This is a genomic window from Pseudomonas sp. NPDC088414, assembly GCF_044753325.1.
GTDB lineage: Bacteria > Pseudomonadota > Gammaproteobacteria > Pseudomonadales > Pseudomonadaceae > Aquipseudomonas.
On the sequence record NZ_JBIVMY010000016.1, the window covers coordinates 74,060 to 93,481 of the forward strand.

A 19,422-nucleotide genomic window follows, 5' to 3' on the forward strand; every position below is an offset into this window, starting at 1 on the left:
ATGGGTATTGATCTTCCGCTGATCTGGGCCGTGATCATCATCTTCGGCATCATGATGTACGTGGTCATGGACGGCTTTGACCTGGGGATCGGGATTCTCTTCCCGTTCATCCCGGGCAAGACCGACCGTGACGTGATGATGAACACCGTCGCCCCGGTGTGGGACGGCAATGAAACCTGGCTGGTACTGGGCGGCGCGGCATTGTTCGGCGCGTTCCCGCTGGCCTATTCGGTGGTGCTGTCGGCGCTGTACCTGCCGCTGATCTTCATGCTGATCGGCCTGATTTTCCGCGGTGTGGCGTTCGAGTTCCGCTTCAAGGCCAAGGATGACAAACGCCACCTGTGGGACAAGGCGTTCATCGGTGGTTCGGTGGCGGCGACGTTCTTCCAGGGCGTGGCGCTCGGTGCCTTCATCGACGGCTTGCCGGTGGTCAATCGGCAATACGCTGGCGGTTCACTGGACTGGCTGACACCGTTCACTCTGTTCTGCGGCGCCGCGCTGGTGGTGGCCTATGCCTTGCTCGGCTGCACCTGGCTGATCATGAAGACCGAAGGCAAGTTGCAGGAGCAGATGCACAACCTGGCGCGGCCGCTGGCGTTCGTGCTGCTGGCGGTGATCGGCATCGTCAGTCTGTGGACGCCGCTGGCTCACCCCGAGATCGCGACACGCTGGTTCAGCATGCCGAATCTGTTCTGGTTCATGCCGGTACCGATTCTGGTGCTGGTGACGCTGTACGGCTTGATTCGCGCGGTGGCGCGCAACGCCAACTACATGCCGTTCCTGCTGACCCTGGTGCTGATTTTCCTCGGCTACAGCGGTCTGGGCATCAGCCTGTGGCCGAACATCGTGCCGCCGTCGATCTCGATCTGGGACGCCGCCGCACCGCCGCAGAGCCAGGGCTTCATGCTGGTCGGTACGCTGTTCATCATCCCGTTCATCCTGGGTTACACCTTCTGGAGCTACTACGTGTTCCGCGGCAAGGTCACCCATGAAGACGGTTACCACTGATCTCTCGCTCTGCTCACCTGTGGGAGCGAGCCTGCTCGCGATGGCGTCCTTGGCGACGTCATCGCCTGATGGAGGAACGATGCAATGAACGGCAAACATTCCCTGCACGAGATTGAAGAAGCCGAAAAAAAACCGCTGTGGCAGCGGCTCGGCTGGTTGGCACTGATCTGGATCGGTAGCGTCGGCGCGCTGTTCATTGCCGCCAGCCTGATGCGCCTGTTCATGAACGCGGCCGGTTTGACCACGCACTGATACATCCCGTCCCGTGGCCCTTGGGCACGGTTTACAACCCTCTGTACCGCGGAGGGTTTTTTTTGCCTGAGGTTTTACTTGCGGGCCTTGAGAATCACGAATTTCGGCGTGGCCGCCACTTGCTCGACGCCACGGAACAGCCGCGCCAGTTTGCTGTGATAACCCAGATGACGGTTGCCGACAATGTACAGCGCACCGCCCACCACCAGCGCTTCACGGGCCTGCTGAAACATGCGCCAGGCGAGGAAGTCACCAACCACCTGCTGCTGATGGAACGGCGGATTGCACAGCACCACGTCCAGCGATTGCGGCTCTTGACCGGCCAGGCCATCGCCGGCACGCACGATCACTTCGCGCTCGCCCAGCGCGGCACGCCAGTTCTCGGCGGCCGATTGCACGGCCATGAACGATTCGTCGACCAGCGTGTAATGCGCCTCAGGGTTGTGCAGGGCGCTGGCGATGGCCAGTACGCCGTTACCGCAGCCGAGGTCGGCGACGCGGGCGCTGCCGAGGTTTTTTGGCAGGTGTGGGAGAAAGGCTCGGGTGCCGATGTCCAGACCTTCACGGCAGAACACGTTGGCGTGGTTGAGCAATTCGATGGCCGGCTCGTCGAGCTGGTAGCGCGAAGGATAGGGCGAGGTCGCCGGGGCTTTGGCCTCGGGCGTGGCGATCAGCAGGCGCGCCTTTTTCACCGCCAGTGAGGCCTGTACCGGACCGATGTAACGCTCCAGCAGATCACCGGCAGCACGCGGCAAATGCTTGACCATGGCCGCTGCCACCACTTCGGCGCCAGGTGCCAGTTGCCCTTGCAGGCGAATCAGTTGTTCTTCCAGCAATGCCAGCGTCTTGGGGACGCGGATCAGCACTCGGTCGAACGGTCCGACCAACGGCTCACTGGCCGCAATCCCGCGCACCGCATCAAATGCCAGGCCGTTGCGTACCAGGTTCTTTTCCAGCCCCTGGAATGCGAGAAACGAGTCGCCACTGCTGCTGACCTGTACCTTGCCCGCCAGACTTGCCGCCAACGCTCCGAAGCTGTCATTGAGTACCAATACCCGGGTGTCTGCCGTCGGTTGCTGCGCGGCCAGATGATTGAGCAGGTATTCGTCAGCCGCGTCGAACGCTTGCAGCGGTTCGTTCTGCTGTTCTGGCTGACGGATCAGGTCGAGTTGGGCGAAGGGCGTATCGAGCAAGGGCATGGTACGGGAACTCTGGTTAATCAACGGGTGGCCCGCAGCCCAGGGTGTCGCGCAGCGGAACCGTCCGAGTGAAATACAACGTCAAGGTTCACGTCATCACTCAGGAAGGTCGCAAATGGTACGTTTTTTTCTGTTGAATTACTCGTGGCTTTAGGCGATCGGGGCATCGAGAAGGCCACAGCGGCTGGCAGCGATGACCGCCGAAATCTTGTTACAGACGTTCAGTTTGATAATCACGTTTTGCACGTGGTAATTCACGGTCCGTTCGCTCAGGCAGAGGATTCTGGCGATTTCATAGGCCGTTTTGCCGAGCGCCGAGAGCTTCAACACTTCCAGTTCACGTGGTGAGAGGTGCGGGTGCTGCGGCTTTTTCGGTGCTCTGGGCAAGGTTCTGGCGAACAGATCGCTCAGATGGCTGGTTGCGTAAAACATGTAGCCAAAATGCTCGTACAACTCCAGCGGGCTCAGTGGGCCATTTTTTCTGACAAGGCTGAGCGTGCTGCACAGGCCGCTGGCTTCATGGTGAAACGACTGCGACCAGCCGTGGCGCAACCCATGTTTCTGTTGGGCACCCCATAGCGGCAGGGTCTGCGAGAACACGTCCTCGGTCCAGACAATCGGCAGCATCGAGTGATTGCAGTGTGCTATTACCGGATCGATTTTGCTGTAGCACTGTTTTTCATAAAGTTGATTCCACTCCATCGGATAGTTATTGATTTGCAAGGCTTTGAAGTCAGCGTTCCGATTCATTGATGTTAATGAGATAGCACAAAAATTGAACCCAATATTTTGAGCGAATCGCAGCAGGATCGGATAAGCGGTCTCTATTTCTCTTGCGAAAGTCAGTTGCTTTAATTGCGACTCCTTCCACATTTCCATCACAAACTCTCCATGAGTTGTTTTCGGGGGTGCTTGCTTGGATCCAATCGGATCCTGCACGCAACGGAGTGTAGGACAGGTCCTACAAGAGGCGTTGAATTTTTTTGCTCTTATAGGGGGCGGTTAGTTGCTGGAAAAGTTATGACTCATCAATAACTCATTGTATGTAGCCTGTCATTCAATGTGCTTATGGATAGTGTTGTATTAACTGTATATGGGTCTACTTCTCATTGAGCTGGGCTCCGTGAATAGGAAGTCATTACAAAATCAGTGGTGTTTTATGCTCTGGGTTTGCGCGAGACTGTAAGGGACTTTTCAGTGGAGTGCCCCATGACTGTCAGCGCAGAGAAGTTTACCGCCCAGACCCTGCTCGACGTGCAGCCCTTGACCCCCAGCCTGTTTACCCTGCGTACCACACGCGATGCGGGTTTCAGGTTTCGCGCAGGACAATTCGCCCGCCTGGGGGTGACCAAGGCTGATGGCAGTACGGTGTGGCGTGCCTACTCGATGGTCTCTTCGCCTCATGACGAGTTTCTAGAGTTCTTCTCCATCGTGGTTCCGGGTGGCGAATTCACCGGTGAACTGAGCCGGCTGCAGGTCGGCGATACCCTGCTGGTGGAGCGCCAGGCGTTTGGTTACCTGACGCTGGATCGGTTTGTCGACGGTCGGGACCTGTGGCTGTTATCCACCGGGACCGGTGTTGCGCCGTTCCTGTCGATTCTGCAGGACTTCGAAGTGTGGGAGCGATTCGAGCGGATCATTCTGGTGTACAGCGTGCGCGAAGCGCGGGAACTGGCCTATCAGCCGTTGATTGCAGAACTGTCCAGGCGTGATTACCTGGCTGAACATGCCCATAAGCTGCGGTTTATCCCCACGGTTACCCGCGAACAATTGCCGGGCGCCTTGCACGGTCGCATCACCACGCTGATTGAAAACGGCGAGCTGGAACGTGAAGCCGGCGTTGAACTGACCCCCGAGCACTCGCGCGTCATGCTGTGCGGCAATCCGCAGATGATCGATGACACCCGGGCACTGCTGAAACAACGCCACATGAGCCTGAGCCTGACGCGGCGACCGGGGCAGGTGGCGGTGGAAAACTACTGGTAAAAAAACGGCGCCATCAGGCGCCGTTTTTATTCATAAAGCAGTCAAGGCCGGTTGTTCTGGGCTTTGAGCAGATCGCGGATCTCACCAAGCAACTCTTCTTCCTTGGTCGGAACTGGTGGCAGGGAAGGGGCTACGGCTTCTTCGCGTTTCAGACGGTTGATGGCTTTGACACCCATGAAAATCGCGAAGGCGACGATCACGAAGTCCAGAATGCTCTGGATGAATTTACCGTAAGCCAATACCACGGCAGGGGCGTTGCCCTCGGCGGCTTTTAGCGTAATGGCCAGATCACTGAAGTCCACCCCTCCGATCAGCAGGCCGATTGGCGGCATGATCACGTCGCCGACAAACGACGAAACGATTTTGCCGAAGGCGGCACCGATGATGATACCGACGGCCATGTCGACCACATTGCCTTTGACCGCGAAGGCCTTGAACTCACTTAGCACGCCCATAGGTTATTTCCTTGTTACAGATGAGTTTGGTGTACGCAGTGTAAATCAGCAAAACGCGTCCTGCGCGAAACACCTTCTTACAATGCCCGTTTTTATCGACACATGAATCGACGATTAGTTTGCAAAGTGCCACTAATCGCGCGCGAAATACGCCGTAAATCGCTGATCGCAAAGCCATTTTTTTCAATCGTCGGGTTGTGAACTTTCTATTTATGTTCACCGGCGTAGCCCTCTAGCCTCTGGTTGGCGCACCTGGATGCGCCCAAAAAAACCAGAGGAACCTGATATGAATTCCACTCTTGGACTGGGGGCTTTTCCCCATCGCCGTACGCTCGGCGTGCTTACCGCCAGCTTGCTGACCTTCTCCGTGCACGCCGCGCCCCTGACCCGGGATAACGGCGCGGCGGTCGGCGATAATCAGAATTCGCAGACCGCCGGCGCCACCGGCCCGGTGCTGCTGCAGGATGTGCAACTGATCCAGAAGCTCCAGCGTTTCGACCGTGAGCGCATTCCTGAGCGCGTGGTGCATGCCCGCGGTACCGGTGCCCATGGCACCTTCACGGTGACCAACGATCTCAGCGACCTGAGCAAGGCCAAAGTGTTCGCGGCTGGGCAGGTGACGCCAGTGTTTGTGCGCTTCTCCGCAGTGGTGCACGGTAACCACTCACCGGAAACCTTGCGTGATCCACGGGGTTTTGCCACCAAGTTCTACACCGCCGATGGCAACTGGGACCTGGTGGGCAACAACTTCCCGACCTTTTTCATCCGCGATGCGATCAAGTTTCCGGACATGGTCCACGCCTTCAAGCCCGATCCACGTACCAACCTTGACGATGACTCGCGTCGTTTCGACTTCTTCTCCCATGTGCCGGAAGCTACTCGCACGCTGACCGAGCTGTATTCCAATTCGGGTACTCCAGCCAGTTATCGGGAGATGGACGGCAATGGCGTGCATGCCTACAAGTTGGTTAACGCCAAAGGCGAAGTGCACTATGTGAAGTTTCACTGGAAAAGTTTGCAGGGCATCAAGAACCTGACACCTGAGCAAGTCGAGAAAGTTCAGGGCAAGGATTACAGTCATATGACTAATGATCTGATCAGCCATATCAACAAGGGTGATTTCCCGAAATGGGACTTGTACATCCAGGTGCTGAATCCGCAAGATTTGTCCAAGTTTGATTTCGATCCATTGGACGCTACCAAGATCTGGCCGAATGTTCCTGAGCGAAAAGTTGGACAAATGGTGTTGAACCGTAATCCAGCCAACGTGTTCCAGGAAACCGAACAAGTGGCGATGGCTCCGGCCAATGTTGTGCCGGGTATCGAACCTTCAGAAGATCGTCTGTTGCAAGGCCGAGTGTTTTCTTATGCCGATACGCAAATGTATCGTCTGGGAGCCAATGCCCTGCAGTTGCCGATCAACGCGCCAAAAGTTGCCGTCAACAATGGCAATCAGGACGGTGCGATGAACTTCGCAGCCACGCAGTCTGGCGTGAACTATCAGCCAAGCCGCCTGCAACCGCGTGAAGAGCCGCAAAGCGCGCGTTACAGCCAACTGGCACTGTCGGGCAGCACCCAGCAGGCGAAGATTCAGCGTGAGCAGAACTTCAAACAGGCCGGTGATCTGTATCGCTCGTTCAGCCAGCAGGAACGTCAGGACCTGATCGCCAGTTTCGGCGGCTCGCTGGCGACCACCGATGACGAGAGCAAGCACATCATTCTGTCCTTCCTTTATAAGGCCGATCCGGAATACGGCACTGGCGTAACCAAAGTGGCCAAGGGTGACCTTGGCCGGGTCAAGGCGCTGGCAGCGAAACTGGTCGACTGATCTCGATGCCCTGCCACGCGGGGCCTGACTCAGGCCCCGTTCTGCTCAAGGAGAAGGCTGATGCGATTTTGTCTGTTATTGCTGCTCGGTTTCCTGTCATTTACAGCGCTGGCCGAACAGAACCCCGAGGCGATCAAGGCGCAGTTGCAGGATTACTATTTCGATGCCGCACGACGTGGCGATGTGCCGATGCTCGAGACCTTTATCGAGTCCGGTTATTCCCTCGATACCCGCGACAGCAAGGGCTACACCGCTTTGATTCTGGCGGCGTATCACGGCCAGGGCGCGGCAGTTGACCGGTTACTGGCGGCGGGCGCTGATGCCTGCGCGCAGGACCAGCGTGGTAACACGGCGTTGATGGGCGCGATTTTCAAAGGCGAGATTCAGATCGCCCGACGGTTGATGGCCACCGATTGCAGCCCCGATCAACGCAACGGCGCGGGTCAGACTGCGGCGATGTACGCCGGGTTGTTCAAGCGCGTCGAACTGCTCGATGCGCTCAAGGCCAAGGGCGCCGACCTCAATGCCGAGGATCGGCTGGGCAACAGCGCCGCGCGTCTGGCCAACGGCGAAATCCACACCGCCGCGCCGCGCTGAGCGGTGGCTGCGTTATCATCGCGGTTTTTGCCGGGGGATCCAGATGGCCAAGGCCAAGCGCATGTACGGCTGCACCGAGTGCGGCGCAACCTTTCCCAAGTGGGCGGGCCAGTGCGGCGAGTGCGGCGCCTGGAACACCCTGACCGAAACCATGATCGAAAGCGGCGGGGCCACGGCGCCCACCGGACGTACCGGCTGGGCCGGGCAGCAGGCGCAGATCAAGACCCTGGCCGAAGTCAGCATCGAGGAGATTCCGCGCTTCTCCACCGCGTCCGGTGAACTGGACCGGGTTTTGGGCGGCGGTCTGGTCGACGGCTCGGTGGTGCTGATCGGTGGCGACCCGGGCATCGGCAAGTCGACGATTCTGTTGCAGACCCTGTGCAACCTCGCCAAGAGCATGCCGGCGCTGTACGTCACCGGCGAAGAATCCCAGCAACAAGTGGCGATGCGCGCCCGGCGCCTGGGTCTGCCCCAGGATCAACTGCGGGTGATGACCGAAACCTGCATCGAAACCATCATCGCCACCGCCCGTCAGGAAAAACCCAAGGTGATGGTGATCGACTCGATCCAGACCATTTTCACCGAACAGCTGCAATCAGCGCCGGGTGGCGTCTCGCAGGTACGTGAGAGTGCGGCGCTGCTGGTGCGTTATGCCAAGCAGAGCGGCACGGCGATTTTCCTCGTCGGTCACGTCACCAAGGAAGGCGCGCTCGCCGGCCCCAGGGTGCTGGAGCACATGGTCGATACCGTGCTGTATTTCGAAGGCGAGTCCGATGGGCGTCTGCGCTTGCTGCGGGCGGTGAAGAACCGTTTCGGTGCGGTCAACGAACTCGGCGTGTTCGGCATGACCGACAAGGGCCTGAAAGAAGTCTCCAACCCTTCGGCGATTTTTCTTACCCGTGCCCAGGAAGAAGTCCCGGGCAGTGTGGTGATGGCGACTTGGGAAGGCACCCGGCCGATGCTGGTGGAAGTGCAGGCGCTGGTCGATGACAGCCATCTGGCGAATCCGCGCCGGGTGACGCTGGGCTTGGATCAGAATCGTCTGGCGATGTTGCTGGCGGTGCTGCACCGCCACGGCGGCATTCCGACCCACGATCAGGATGTGTTCCTCAACGTGGTCGGCGGGGTGAAAGTGCTGGAAACCGCTTCTGACCTGGCGCTGATGGCGGCGGTGATGTCGAGCCTGCGCAACCGGCCGTTGCCGCATGATCTGCTGGTGTTTGGCGAAGTCGGTTTGTCCGGCGAGGTGCGCCCGGTGCCGAGTGGGCAGGAGCGTCTGAAGGAAGCGGCCAAGCATGGCTTCAAACGCGCGATCGTGCCCAAGGGTAATGCGCCGAAAGAAGCGCCGGCAGGGTTGCAGATCATAGCTGTGACGCGGCTGGAACAAGCGCTCGACGCACTCTTCGAGTGACTGCTTACGCTCTCTCCAGCCGCAAATACTGCCCATTCGGCAAAAATAATCTGTGGCGAGGGAGCTTGCTCCCGCTGGACTGCGCAGCAGTCCCTTGCTTTTTTTAGTGAAGAGCAGGGGCCGCTTCGCGACCCAGCGGGAGCAAGCTCCCTCGCCACAGTGGCAGCGTCACCCGTACCTGAGCAGCATTATTTTAGATTTCGATCAGTGCGCCGAGTTCGCGCTCCAGTTCGGCCTCATCCGCCAGATTCAGCTCGATCAACCGTCGCAAGCGCTGGATCGATTCCAGGCTTATATGCCGGCAGACGAAGCCCAACTGGCCGTTTTCTTCATGAGCCAGATGCACATCCATTTCGATTTCGACGTCCGGACTCAAATGGATCCTGACGAAAAAGTCTTGCGCTGCATCGCCCAACCACGGCTCTGGCATTTCGATCAGCAACCCCTTGAGCGACAGATCGATCAGCTTCACTGGCCAGATGTATTGGCCCTGACTCAGCTCGGTTCTGGCATCGAACGCAATACGTTTGAAGCGACGACGGTTGGCTGGGTGCTCGCTCATGGCGCAATCCTCGGGAGAGTTCGCTGACTATAGACCCGACCATTGGGTGGCTGCCAATCAACAAGCCGTCTAGACCTATGTCGGGGTATGGTCTTTACCGCCAGTAGCGCTAAACTCGAGGTGGCTGTCTTTCTTGTCCACCCTGGCTGGAATAATAAAATGAAAAATAATAATAGCCTGCTACGCCACTTACCCTGGCTAGTGCTGGCAATCGTAGGAGCGTGCGCCCTGGGCGTAGTGGCATTGCGCCGAGGAGAGGCGATCAACGCCTTGTGGATCGTGGTCGCAGCAGTGGCCATTTATCTGGTTGCGTACCGTTACTACAGTCTGTTCATCGCCAACAATGTGATGCAACTGGATCCACGTCGGGCCACCCCCGCCGTGCTCAACAACGACGGTCTGGACTACGTTCCGACCAACAAACACATTCTTTTCGGTCACCACTTCGCGGCAATTGCCGGCGCAGGTCCGCTGGTCGGCCCGGTATTGGCGGCGCAGATGGGTTACCTGCCCGGCACGCTGTGGCTGATTGCCGGTGTGGTGCTGGCGGGCGCGGTGCAGGACTTCATGGTTCTGTTCATGTCGACCCGGCGCAACGGCCGTTCCCTGGGCGACATGGTCCGTGAAGAAATGGGCCGTATCCCCGGCACGATCGCGCTGTTCGGCTGCTTCCTGATCATGATCATCATCCTTGCGGTGCTGGCGCTGATCGTGGTCAAGGCACTCGCGGAGAGTCCATGGGGCATCTTCACCGTGATGGCGACCATCCCGATCGCGATGTTCATGGGCATCTACATGCGCTACATCCGTCCGGGCCGCATCGGCGAGATCTCCGTGATCGGCGTGTTGCTGCTGCTCGGTTCGATCTGGCTCGGTGGGCAGATTGCCGCTGATCCGGTGTGGGCCAAGGCCTTCAGCTTCACCGGCGTGCAAATCACCTGGATGCTGATCGGTTATGGCTTCGTTGCCGCCGTGCTGCCGGTGTGGCTGATCCTCGCGCCACGCGACTACCTCTCTACCTTCCTCAAGATCGGCACCATCATCGCTCTGGCGATCGGGATTCTGGTGACCATGCCCGAGCTGAAAATGCCGGCGCTGACCCAGTTCGTCGACGGTACCGGGCCGGTGTGGAAGGGCGGTCTGTTCCCGTTCCTGTTCATCACCATCGCTTGCGGTGCGGTATCGGGTTTCCATGCGCTGATCTCTTCGGGCACCACGCCGAAGCTGCTGGATAACGAAACCAATGCGCGTTACATCGGTTACGGCGGCATGCTGATGGAATCGTTCGTGGCGATCATGGCGATGGTTGCCGCTTCGGTGATCGAGCCGGGCGTGTACTTCGCCATGAACAGCCCGGCTGCCGTGGTCGGCGGTGACGTCGCATCGGTGGCGCAAATGGTCAGCAGCTGGGGCTTTGCGATCACGCCGGAGGCGCTGCAAGCCGTGGCGCATGACATCGGCGAAACCACCATTCTGGCCCGTGCCGGCGGTGCGCCGACCCTGGCGGTCGGTATCGCGCAGATCCTGCACAGTGTCCTGCCGGGTGAAAACACCATGGCGTTCTGGTACCACTTCGCGATCCTGTTCGAAGCGCTGTTCATTCTGACTGCTGTGGACGCCGGCACCCGTGCCGGGCGCTTCATGCTGCAGGACCTGCTCGGCTCCTTCGTTCCGGCGCTCAAGCGCACTGAATCGTGGACCGCCAACCTGATTGCCACCGCCGGTTGTGTGGCGATGTGGGGCTGGTTGCTGTATCAGGGCGTGATCGATCCACTGGGCGGTATCAACACCCTGTGGCCGCTGTTCGGTATCTCCAACCAGATGCTCGCCGGTATCGCGCTGATGCTCGGCACCGTGGTCCTGATCAAGATGAAGCGCCAGCGCTACATCTGGGTCACCCTGCTGCCAGCCGCCTGGCTGTTGATTTGCACCACCACTGCAGGCTTCATCAAGCTGTTCGACGCCAACCCGGCGATCGGCTTCCTGTCGCTGGCCAAGAAGTACAGCGATGCGCTGGCCGCCGGCCAGGTGATTGCCCCGGCTAAGAGCATCGAACAGATGCAGCACGTGATCTTCAACGCCTACACCAACGCAACGCTCACCGCGCTGTTCCTGTTCGTGGTCTTCAGCATCCTGTTCTATGCGCTCAAGGTCGGCATCGCCGCCTGGGGCAAAAAAGAGCGTACGGATAAAGAATCGCCATTCCAGGCCCTGCCGGACGCGTAACCAGAGGATTGCACCATGTTCAATGACCTGAGTCGCCTCGGTAAATACCTCGGTCAGGCCGCGCGCCTGATGGTCGGCATGCCCGACTACGACACCTACGTCGAGCATATGCAAACCAAACACCCGGACAAACCGGTGATGAGCTACGAGATGTTCTTCCGCGAACGTCAGGAAGCGCGTTACGGTGGCAAGGGTGGGCCGAAGTGCTGTTGAGCTGACAGCACAAGGTTGAGGTCATCCCCTGTGGGAGCGAGCTTGCTCGCGAAAGCGGTGTGTCATCGAGCAATGATGTCGACTGGCACGACCCCTTCGCGAGCAAGCTCGCTCCCACATTTGTTTTGTGTTTGTTTCAGGAGATCGTGTTTTGTCTTCTCCCATACCCGTAACGGTACTCAGCGGTTTCCTCGGTGCCGGCAAGACCACCTTGCTGCGCCATCTGCTTAAAGCCGAGCACGGCCTGAAGATCGCCGTGATCGAAAACGAGTTCAGCGACGCCGGCATCGACACCCAGTTGCTCGGCGACGAACCGGTGCAAGTCATGACCCTGGCCAACGGCTGCGTCTGCTGCACCATTCACACCGATCTGACCAAGGCGCTGTACCTGCTGCTCGAACGCCTGGACAGCGGCGAAATCGCCTTCGACCGGCTGGTGATCGAGTGCACCGGGCTGGCCGATCCGGCTCCGGTGGCGCAGACCTTTTTCATCGATGAAGAATTGCGCGAGCGTTATCTGCTCGACGGCATCATCACCCTGGTCGATGCCGCCCACGCCGACCTGCACCTGACCCAGACCATCGCCCAGGCGCAGATCGGTTTCGCCGATCGCCTGCTGGTGAGCAAGACCGATCTGGTGGATGAGACTACGTTCAACGCACTGAGCGAACGCCTGACGCGAATCAACCGGCGCGCGCCGATCCGCGTGGTCGAGCACGGCAACATCGATCTGGCTGAGCTGCTCGATGTGCGCGGCTTCAATCTCAACGCCGACCTCGGTGGCGGGGTGAGCCTGCGCCCGGTGAGCAAAGCGCCCTCCATCGACCGTATCTCCAGCCTGGTGCTGCGCACAGACCAGCCGCTGGATATCGATCAGCTCAGCGAGTTCATGAATGAGCTACTGGAAGAACATGGCAAGCAGTTGTTGCGCTACAAGGGCGTGTTGAACATTGCTGGTGAGGATCGGCGTCTGGTGTTTCAGGGCGTATTGAAACTCTATGGTTTCGACTGGGACACCGAGTGGGCTGAGGGTGAGGCGCGGGAGAGTGTGATTGTGTTTATTGCCGATGATTTGCCGGAAGAGAAGATTCGGACTGGGTTTGCCCGGCTGGCTATCAATTGAAAGTTTGAGTTTCATGGCGAACGATGCTCGTTGTTTTTTGCAGCGAGTGTTGAATTTGGTGGGACTCTGTAGTGTGACTTTTTAAAAGTTACAGAATATTGATAATGTAAGTTTATGCATGGTTTTCATTAGTGCTGGACACATTCGGTTGTTTTTTTCAAGTAGGAATTTTATGCTCCTGTGTTAATTTTGAAATGTGCCATTCAAGGGCATATATCAATTTAATAAAAGGAAAATTATATGAAAGATAAAGTTCTGGAAATGTCTGGTGATTTCGCCGGCGATTTTGAAGCTTATGTAAAGGCAGGCGTCAACAAGATGGCCGGTGTTGAAGTAATGGCAACGACTGCTATCACCTGCGAGAGCCTGGGTTGCACGTTCGGCTGTTAAGGCCTTCTGTAACATATGGCGGATGGATAATCCGCCATACTGCTCAAGGTGGAGAAAATGCTAGCTGACATTCTGACGTTTCAAGAGCGCAAATCATCGGGTTCTGGAGGTGGCGTCGATATTGACAATCTGCGTAGTACTCTGGAGATGTTGCATAAAGACGATCATGCCCTGCAGCGCTATTTCGGTATGGGCAAAAACGGCCTGATTGAATGGTTTGAAAATAACGCCAGACAACCTGTGCTGGAAAAGCCATGTGCGTCTCTCCAGAGGCTTGAGGCGAAAGTTCGACTGATTATGTCCATGTCTGAAAAAGACTGGATATGCAAAGCAGGGGACGAACCATTTTCAGGCTTTTATGATTGCATGTTTAGTTACTTTGAATATGCGTTTCAAAACGACAGTAGATACAAGCTGATTCATGAGTGGTGTAATCCGGGAACATTGATATCAGGTGTCAGGCATTATGCGCTGGCCTGTGTTAAACGCCTCTCTGAAAAATCCCTGGTACACTTCCTTAATACTCGATTGTTCGAGGGCATTGATTCCGATCTGGAATCGTTCGAGCAATATTTAAGCGCGGGTGGATCAGGCCAGTTCCTTTTGGACTATCCGGTGGTTGCCGACTTGCTGTTCAAGCAGTTGGAAGGTATCGCAAGTTATCTCTATAACATCATTTCTCACTTTGCTGACGATGTGTGCATGCTCGCCAGCTTGTTTGGTTTGTCTGGCCGGCGAATCGACTCGATCGAACTTGGAATGGGAGATCCCCACGCCAATGGTGAAACGGTTTGCGCAGTACGGATCGGGAGCCAAGCGCTGGTTTACAAACCACGAGCGAATAGAGAAGCGCTGCTCTATAGCTCGCTGCTGGCGCTGCTGTACGAAAAAAGCGCTGATGAAGGCTTTTCCGCTCGTGCCCCGCTGTTGGTATGTATGAAAGATCATAGCTGGATTGAGTACATCGATAATCGCGCCTGCGAGAGCAAGGCGGATCTGGCTCTGTTCTACAGGCGCGCAGGTGCGCAGGTAGCCCTTGTTCACGCTTTGAACGGCATCGACTTTCATTACGAAAACATCATGGCGTGCGGGAGCAGTCCCGTCTTGATCGATCTCGAGTGTCTATTCACTGCCTCCATGATCGATCTGCAAGATAATCTTCCCGGCAATGGCGCTTTGTTCAAAACCCTCAAGCTCAATAGCCTCTCAGTCTTTAGCAGTGGTTTTGTTCCCTATTCGCCGAATTCGGACAACGATTTCAGTGGCCTGACATCTCAAAAACAATTCAGCACGACGGCCAGGCAACTGGTCCGCGAGCAAGGCTTGTACCATCTGAAACGCATACAGGTCAGCAAAACCCCGATTATCAAACATTTGCCGATTTTCAACGAGGTCACGTATTCGGTAGAGCTTTTTCAGGAGGCTTTTCTGAAGGGCTTTGAATGTGCCTACGATGAGGTAATGAAACATCAGGCAGCAGTGCTTGACTGTATCCGGCACCACGCTCCCCAGTTGAAAACACGCGTGTTGCTCAAAAATACCCAGCGTTATATAGACTTTCTTGAACTGACACTGCACCCACGCTTCACGCAATGCATGCTCCAGAGGCAACTGTTGCTGGCGACCCTGTGGTCGGAGTCGAATGCATCGCTCATTGCAAAAAATCTGGCCGCCTACGAGTTGGGGGATTTGCAGATTGGCAACATTCCAAGTTTCACCATGCCTATCGCCTCGAACTGGATACACGATTCTCACGGGACCTTTGTGGCCGCGCTCGACATCGAAAGTCCCCTGGAAAGCTGCCGACGAAAACTGAGCGCGTTGTGCCCTGCAGACAGGACGTTCCAGACCTTTATTCTGAAGGAGTGCCTGTTCCCTTCGGGAAGTGGGGCGATGCCGATGCACCGGCGACATATCGCCAAAGGCGTACCGAGCCTGCAGCCGGCGCAATATCTGGAGGGCGCTCTCAAGGTCGCCGCGGTCATAGAGCGGTTTCGTATTGAAGGCGCCGAAGGGGACGTGGCGTGGGGTTTCCTGAACGAGCACCCGACAACCCGGCGTAAATACCTGTCACCCATGACCAACAGTCTCTACGGCGGCATGGGCGGGCTCGCGGTTTTTTATATGAGCCTGTACCGCGTCAGTGGCTGCGCAGAGCACTTGGCCAAGGCTGATCAAATCGTCGATTCCATGGCCAGGACCCGCGAGCATTTTGACAGTGACATGGCCGTCAGTGCCTATTTTGGCCTGGCGTCGCACCTCTATGTGCTGATCAATCATGAGCGAGTGACGGGGCGGGATATCCACCGTGCGACGATCGATGAGTTAATGCACAGGCTTGATGATTATCCACAGCCGGGGGATGCCTTCGATTTCCTTAACGGTTGGTGCGGGACCGTCACGCTACTGGCGAATCTTTATCTGCTTCAGCCGCAAAAGCGCTTGATTCCCTTGATCGAAAGGCTCTCGACCGCCATCCGGGCGGAACTGGCAATTGACGGTGGGCGATTTGTGCGCAAGGCCTGTTCCACCCCGTTGCTGACCGGATTCTCCCATGGGATTTCGGGAATAATCCATGCGCTCTCCAAAGTCTATGAAGTCACAGCTGACGCGACGTTGATTGCGCTGATGAAGGACCTTCTGGAGGACGAAAATCGTCAGATGAATCATGGGTTCTGGCTGGATTTACGTGAACCGTCGCAACCCGCCCACATGAGCAAATGGTGCCACGGCGATGCCGGAATTCTGATCGCCAGGCTGCAGCTCAGGCATTCGCTCAAAGACGTGATGGAGGCCGAACACCTGGAGACGCTCGAGCGCGATATCCGCCGATGTGAAATCAACCTCTGGAGCCATGGCCTGGGCTCCGGTTACAGCCAGTGTCACGGTGATTTCGGCAATCTGATGTGTCTGTTGTCACTGTACCGCCGCACTGAAAATCATCAGGGTATCGCGAGAACCTTGCAGGCATTTTCCGAGACCGCCGACAACTTTTTCAATGAAGATCTGATTTCGCAAGACAATGTGCCTGTGCTGGGGATGATGTTGGGCATCGCCGGCGTCGGTCAGGCATTGTTGAGTGCGATTGATTCGTCGTTGCCCGATGCGCTGGCACTGACGTTCTTCACGGCGCCAGACCCAGCAGTTGCTGTTCAAGATCGCTCAGATGTCGATTCATCAGACGAACCGCGGCATTGACGTCATTGCGCTCCACTGCATCGACAATGGCGATGTGTGTTTGCACCGTCGTGTCCCTATTGGTCTGCTGTCGACATTGGGCCAGCGCCAGAGACGTCATGGGCACCAGGCTGCCAAGAAAGTGCGCCAGGGGAGCATTGCCTGCCAGTTTGGCCAGTTGCAGGTGGAACTCGCCGGATAGCCGAATGGCGGCTCCGTGTTGGTCAAGGGCGCGGAGTCGACGCTGTTTTTCAATCAGTTCGCGCAGTGCTTCAAGTCCGGCAGATTGCGGCTGCTGGCAGGTAAGCTCAATCAGCATGATTTCGGTCAGGCGCCGTGCGTGGAGGATCTGGCGGGTGTGTTCGGGGGCCGCCATGGCAATTTTCGGGCGCTGATGCGTGCGCAGGATGACGACCTGCTCATGGGACAGCTGGGTCAGCGTCCGACGTATCTGGCTGCGGCTCGCACCGAACATCTGCGCCAGACTTTCTTCTGTGAAGCGACTGGCCGCGGTGAGGCGCTGATCCAGGATTGCTTCAAATACCTGCGGGTAGGGGTCGTCCTCCGGTGCTTCGTGGCGAAGTTTCCGGGCAAACGGCTGGGCGGCAGGGGGCTCGCGATCATATTGCAGTGAAGCGAAGCTGTTCATGGCCGGTCTCCAGTTCGAGTGCATCAACGGCTGAGGTTGTCATCCGGAATGTTCAATTCAACGCCCATGCGTTGGCCTTCGCGCAAAATGTGCCGACGCATTTCGGCGCTGGCCTGGGCGCTGTTCTTGCTGCGGATTGCGCGCACCACCGCTTCGTTTTCTTCCAGGCGTTCGGCCAGGTGCTCAGGCGAATTGCGCAGCACTTCGGCGCTTTGCTTGAGGGCATTGCTCGTTTGCTGCACCACGCTCTGGAAAATCGGGTTCGAAGTCAGAGTGAACAGCTCCTCGTGGAAGGCGATGTAGGCGCTGACCCCGGCTTCACTGTCGCCTGCCTCAAGGGCTTCGCGCATGTCCATCAACGTCAGGCGCAATTGGCCGACTTCCTTGCTGCTGATCGACTGCGCCACCAGACCGACGATGAACGGCTCAAGGGTGTAGCGCAGTTGCAGCACGTCTTCGAGGCTGGCACCGGCCACCGCGCTGTCGTGGCTCTGGCTGTCACTGAGCTGTGCGTCGAGCACCACCACGCCTTTGCCCGGCATCGAGCGCACCAGGCCAAGGGTTTCCAGGACGATCACTGCTTCGCGCAGGCTCGGGCGGCTGATGCCCAGTTGTTCGGCCAGTTCGCGCTGGCCCGGCAGCATGTCGCCGGAGCGCCACTGACCGCGGGCGAGGGCGGCGCGCAGTTTTTCTACGACTGAGTTGACGACGGTTGATGTGGTGATCACTTGTCTTGCTCCATGTGCCCGTAAGGAGCCGGCAAGCGAAGATCAAAAGATCGCAGCCTGCGGCAGCTCCTGCGGGGTTGAAAATCAGAACTCTTGCTGGTGCGCCGGAGTTCCGGTTTTACGCGGTTGAAAGGTGTAGCCCTGCTGACCGCTGAGTACTTTGTTTGCGCGTTGTACGTCGATGTCCTTTTCCCAACGGGCGATGGCCACGGTAGCGACGCAGTTGCCGATCAGGTTGGTCAGCGCCCGACCGATGCCCATGAACCAGTCCACTGCCAGTACCAGCACCAGACCCACTACCGGAATCGCCGGGATCGCCGTCAGCGTCGCCGCGAGAATCACCAGTGCTGAACCGGGAATACCATGGGCACCCTTGGAGGTGATCAGCGACACCAGCAGAATCGTCAGCAAGTCGGTCATCGCCAGCGGTGTGCCGGTGGCGTTGGCGATGAACACGATGGCCAGGGTCAGGTAGATTGAAAAGCCGTCGAGGTTGAACGAGTAACCGGTGGGAATCACCAGCCCGACCGTCGAGCTGCCAATGCCCAGGTGTTCGAGTTTGCGCATGATCTGCGGCAGCACGGCATCGGAAGACGCGGTGCCCATGACAATCAGCAGTTCTTCACGCAGGTACTTGAGCAGCGGCCATAGGCGCAGGCCCGAGGCGCGCATTACCACGCCGAGGATCACGCTGACGAACGCCATGCAGGTCAGGTAGAACAGGCCGACCAGACTGCCCAGATGTTGCAGCGAATCAAGGCCGTATTTGCTGGTGGTGAAGGCGATGGCGCCGAACACGCCGATCGGCGCCAGGCGCACGATCATGCCCATAATCCGGAAGATCACATGGCTCAGCTCGTTGATCAGCCGCGAGATCCCGGAAGCCGCTTCGCCCACCAGGTTCAGCGCGCTGCCGAACAGCACCGAGAACAGCAGCACTTGCAGAATGTTGTTGTCGGCGAAAGCACCGAGCACCGAGGTCGGAATCAGGTCCATCAGGAACTGAGTGGTGGTGTGCATGTGCTGGCCGCGTTCGGCGATGTCGCCCATGTCGGCGGCGGACAGCTGCTCCAGATGGATATTCGCGCCGCTGCCGATTCCGGTGCTGAAGGCGAATACCAGGCCGATCACCAGCGCGATGGTGGTGAGCACTTCAAAGTAGATTACCGACTTGAGGCCAATGCGTCCGACCTTCTTCAGGTCGCCCGCGCCGCTGATACCGCTGACCACCACGCAGAACACGATCAGGCCGATGAGCATCTTGATCAGTTTGATGAAGCCGTCGCCCAGCGGTTTCAGCTGAGCGGAATATTCGGGAAGGGTCAGCCCGCAGACGATGCCGAGCACCAGTCCGAGAACCACTTGGAGGAAGATTGAACGCGAGCACCATCTGAGCATGGGAGGAATCCTGGTCGGTGTCCTGGCTGCCGTGTGCGGAGCACATCAGATTCAGGACTTAATTATTGTGGTCTTACCGGTATGTCCAGTGCGGGTGCAGTCTACGCTCGGTTTTTTCGGGATGACAAGTGAAAATCATGTATTTGGCATGACCGGTCTGACCAGTGGTGATCCGTCATGCGATGAAGTGGTTTGAACGTGACGACGCCCGGCTATCTTG

At 57.7% G+C, this 19,422-nt stretch carries 18 protein-coding genes; 11 read left to right on the forward strand and 7 right to left on the reverse strand.

What is annotated here, in order from left to right:
- Together cydB and ACIP8I_RS15605 are read left to right on the forward strand one after the other, a co-directional pair.
- Entirely contained in the window at positions 1 to 1,008 is a 1,008-nt protein-coding gene (gene cydB, locus ACIP8I_RS15600; RefSeq protein WP_007963753.1) for a cytochrome d ubiquinol oxidase subunit II, read from the forward strand.
- Between the two features lie 84 nt (positions 1,009 to 1,092).
- On the forward strand, positions 1,093 to 1,260 hold the full coding sequence (locus ACIP8I_RS15605) for a DUF2474 domain-containing protein (RefSeq protein WP_007963754.1): 168 nt from the start codon (positions 1,093 to 1,095) through the stop codon (positions 1,258 to 1,260).
- Positions 1,261 to 1,334: 74 nt separating this feature from the next.
- On the opposite strand, the gene ACIP8I_RS15610 is transcribed toward ACIP8I_RS15605, so the two are convergent.
- A complete protein-coding gene (locus tag ACIP8I_RS15610) occupies positions 1,335 to 2,459 on the reverse strand; it encodes a class I SAM-dependent methyltransferase (RefSeq protein WP_367085791.1) in 1,125 nt (374 codons plus the stop codon).
- Positions 2,460 to 2,609: 150 nt separating this feature from the next.
- Positions 2,610 to 3,338 (reverse strand): autoinducer binding domain-containing protein, encoded by a 729-nt coding sequence (locus ACIP8I_RS15615; RefSeq protein ID WP_400762210.1) that lies wholly within the window; start codon positions 3,336 to 3,338, stop codon positions 2,610 to 2,612.
- Between the two features lie 330 nt (positions 3,339 to 3,668).
- Here ACIP8I_RS15615 and ACIP8I_RS15620 point away from each other — a divergent pair, with 330 nt between their 5' ends.
- The gene (locus tag ACIP8I_RS15620; protein WP_367085788.1) at positions 3,669 to 4,445 is read left to right on the forward strand and encodes a ferredoxin--NADP reductase; all 777 of its coding nucleotides are present in this window, start codon (positions 3,669 to 3,671) and stop codon (positions 4,443 to 4,445) included.
- A 41-nt stretch (positions 4,446 to 4,486) separates the two neighbouring features.
- On the opposite strand, the gene mscL is transcribed toward ACIP8I_RS15620, so the two are convergent.
- The gene (gene mscL, locus ACIP8I_RS15625; protein ID WP_007963760.1) at positions 4,487 to 4,900 is read right to left on the reverse strand and encodes a large-conductance mechanosensitive channel protein MscL; all 414 of its coding nucleotides are present in this window, start codon (positions 4,898 to 4,900) and stop codon (positions 4,487 to 4,489) included.
- 286 nt (positions 4,901 to 5,186) lie between these two features.
- Here mscL and katB point away from each other — a divergent pair, with 286 nt between their 5' ends.
- From katB to radA, 3 genes are read left to right on the forward strand one after another with little or no spacing between them, the layout of a single operon-like run.
- Complete coding sequence (katB, locus tag ACIP8I_RS15630) at positions 5,187 to 6,728, forward strand: catalase KatB (RefSeq protein WP_400762213.1); 1,542 nt, start codon at positions 5,187 to 5,189, stop codon at positions 6,726 to 6,728.
- Between the two features lie 60 nt (positions 6,729 to 6,788).
- A complete protein-coding gene (locus ACIP8I_RS15635; RefSeq protein WP_400762215.1) occupies positions 6,789 to 7,325 on the forward strand; it encodes an ankyrin repeat domain-containing protein in 537 nt (178 codons plus the stop codon).
- A 43-nt stretch (positions 7,326 to 7,368) separates the two neighbouring features.
- Positions 7,369 to 8,736, forward strand: a complete 1,368-nt coding sequence (radA, locus tag ACIP8I_RS15640; protein ID WP_003228407.1) for a DNA repair protein RadA — start codon at positions 7,369 to 7,371, stop codon at positions 8,734 to 8,736.
- A 193-nt stretch (positions 8,737 to 8,929) separates the two neighbouring features.
- Here radA and ACIP8I_RS15645 read toward each other — a convergent pair whose 3' ends face one another.
- Positions 8,930 to 9,298, reverse strand: coding sequence for a PilZ domain-containing protein (locus ACIP8I_RS15645; RefSeq protein ID WP_123588923.1), 369 nt, complete (start codon positions 9,296 to 9,298; stop codon positions 8,930 to 8,932).
- Positions 9,299 to 9,457: 159 nt separating this feature from the next.
- On the opposite strand from ACIP8I_RS15645, the gene ACIP8I_RS15650 reads away from it, so the two are divergent.
- From ACIP8I_RS15650 to lanM, 5 genes are all read left to right on the forward strand, one after another.
- The gene (locus ACIP8I_RS15650; protein WP_007963766.1) at positions 9,458 to 11,524 is read left to right on the forward strand and encodes a carbon starvation CstA family protein; all 2,067 of its coding nucleotides are present in this window, start codon (positions 9,458 to 9,460) and stop codon (positions 11,522 to 11,524) included.
- A gap of 15 nt (positions 11,525 to 11,539) precedes the next feature.
- Positions 11,540 to 11,737, forward strand: coding sequence for a YbdD/YjiX family protein (locus ACIP8I_RS15655; protein WP_003228401.1), 198 nt, complete (start codon positions 11,540 to 11,542; stop codon positions 11,735 to 11,737).
- Between the two features lie 151 nt (positions 11,738 to 11,888).
- Positions 11,889 to 12,860 (forward strand): GTPase, encoded by a 972-nt coding sequence (gene yjiA, locus ACIP8I_RS15660; protein ID WP_400762218.1) that lies wholly within the window; start codon positions 11,889 to 11,891, stop codon positions 12,858 to 12,860.
- A 240-nt stretch (positions 12,861 to 13,100) separates the two neighbouring features.
- Positions 13,101 to 13,250, forward strand: a complete 150-nt coding sequence (locus ACIP8I_RS15665) for a hypothetical protein (protein ID WP_158558385.1) — start codon at positions 13,101 to 13,103, stop codon at positions 13,248 to 13,250.
- A 57-nt stretch (positions 13,251 to 13,307) separates the two neighbouring features.
- On the forward strand, positions 13,308 to 16,448 hold the full coding sequence (lanM, locus tag ACIP8I_RS15670) for a type 2 lanthipeptide synthetase LanM (protein WP_400762220.1): 3,141 nt from the start codon (positions 13,308 to 13,310) through the stop codon (positions 16,446 to 16,448).
- Here lanM and ACIP8I_RS15675 read toward each other — a convergent pair.
- From ACIP8I_RS15675 to ACIP8I_RS15685, 3 genes are all read right to left on the reverse strand, one after another.
- The gene (locus tag ACIP8I_RS15675; protein WP_400762222.1) at positions 16,375 to 17,076 is read right to left on the reverse strand and encodes a GntR family transcriptional regulator; all 702 of its coding nucleotides are present in this window, start codon (positions 17,074 to 17,076) and stop codon (positions 16,375 to 16,377) included. The two genes, lanM and ACIP8I_RS15675, sit on opposite strands and share 74 nt — an antisense overlap.
- Positions 17,077 to 17,099: 23 nt before the next feature.
- Positions 17,100 to 17,804, reverse strand: a complete 705-nt coding sequence (locus ACIP8I_RS15680) for a FadR/GntR family transcriptional regulator (RefSeq protein ID WP_400762224.1) — start codon at positions 17,802 to 17,804, stop codon at positions 17,100 to 17,102.
- Positions 17,805 to 17,888: 84 nt separating this feature from the next.
- On the reverse strand, positions 17,889 to 19,202 hold the full coding sequence (locus ACIP8I_RS15685; RefSeq protein WP_007963773.1) for a C4-dicarboxylate transporter DctA: 1,314 nt from the start codon (positions 19,200 to 19,202) through the stop codon (positions 17,889 to 17,891).
- Positions 19,203 to 19,422 lie beyond the last annotated feature (220 nt).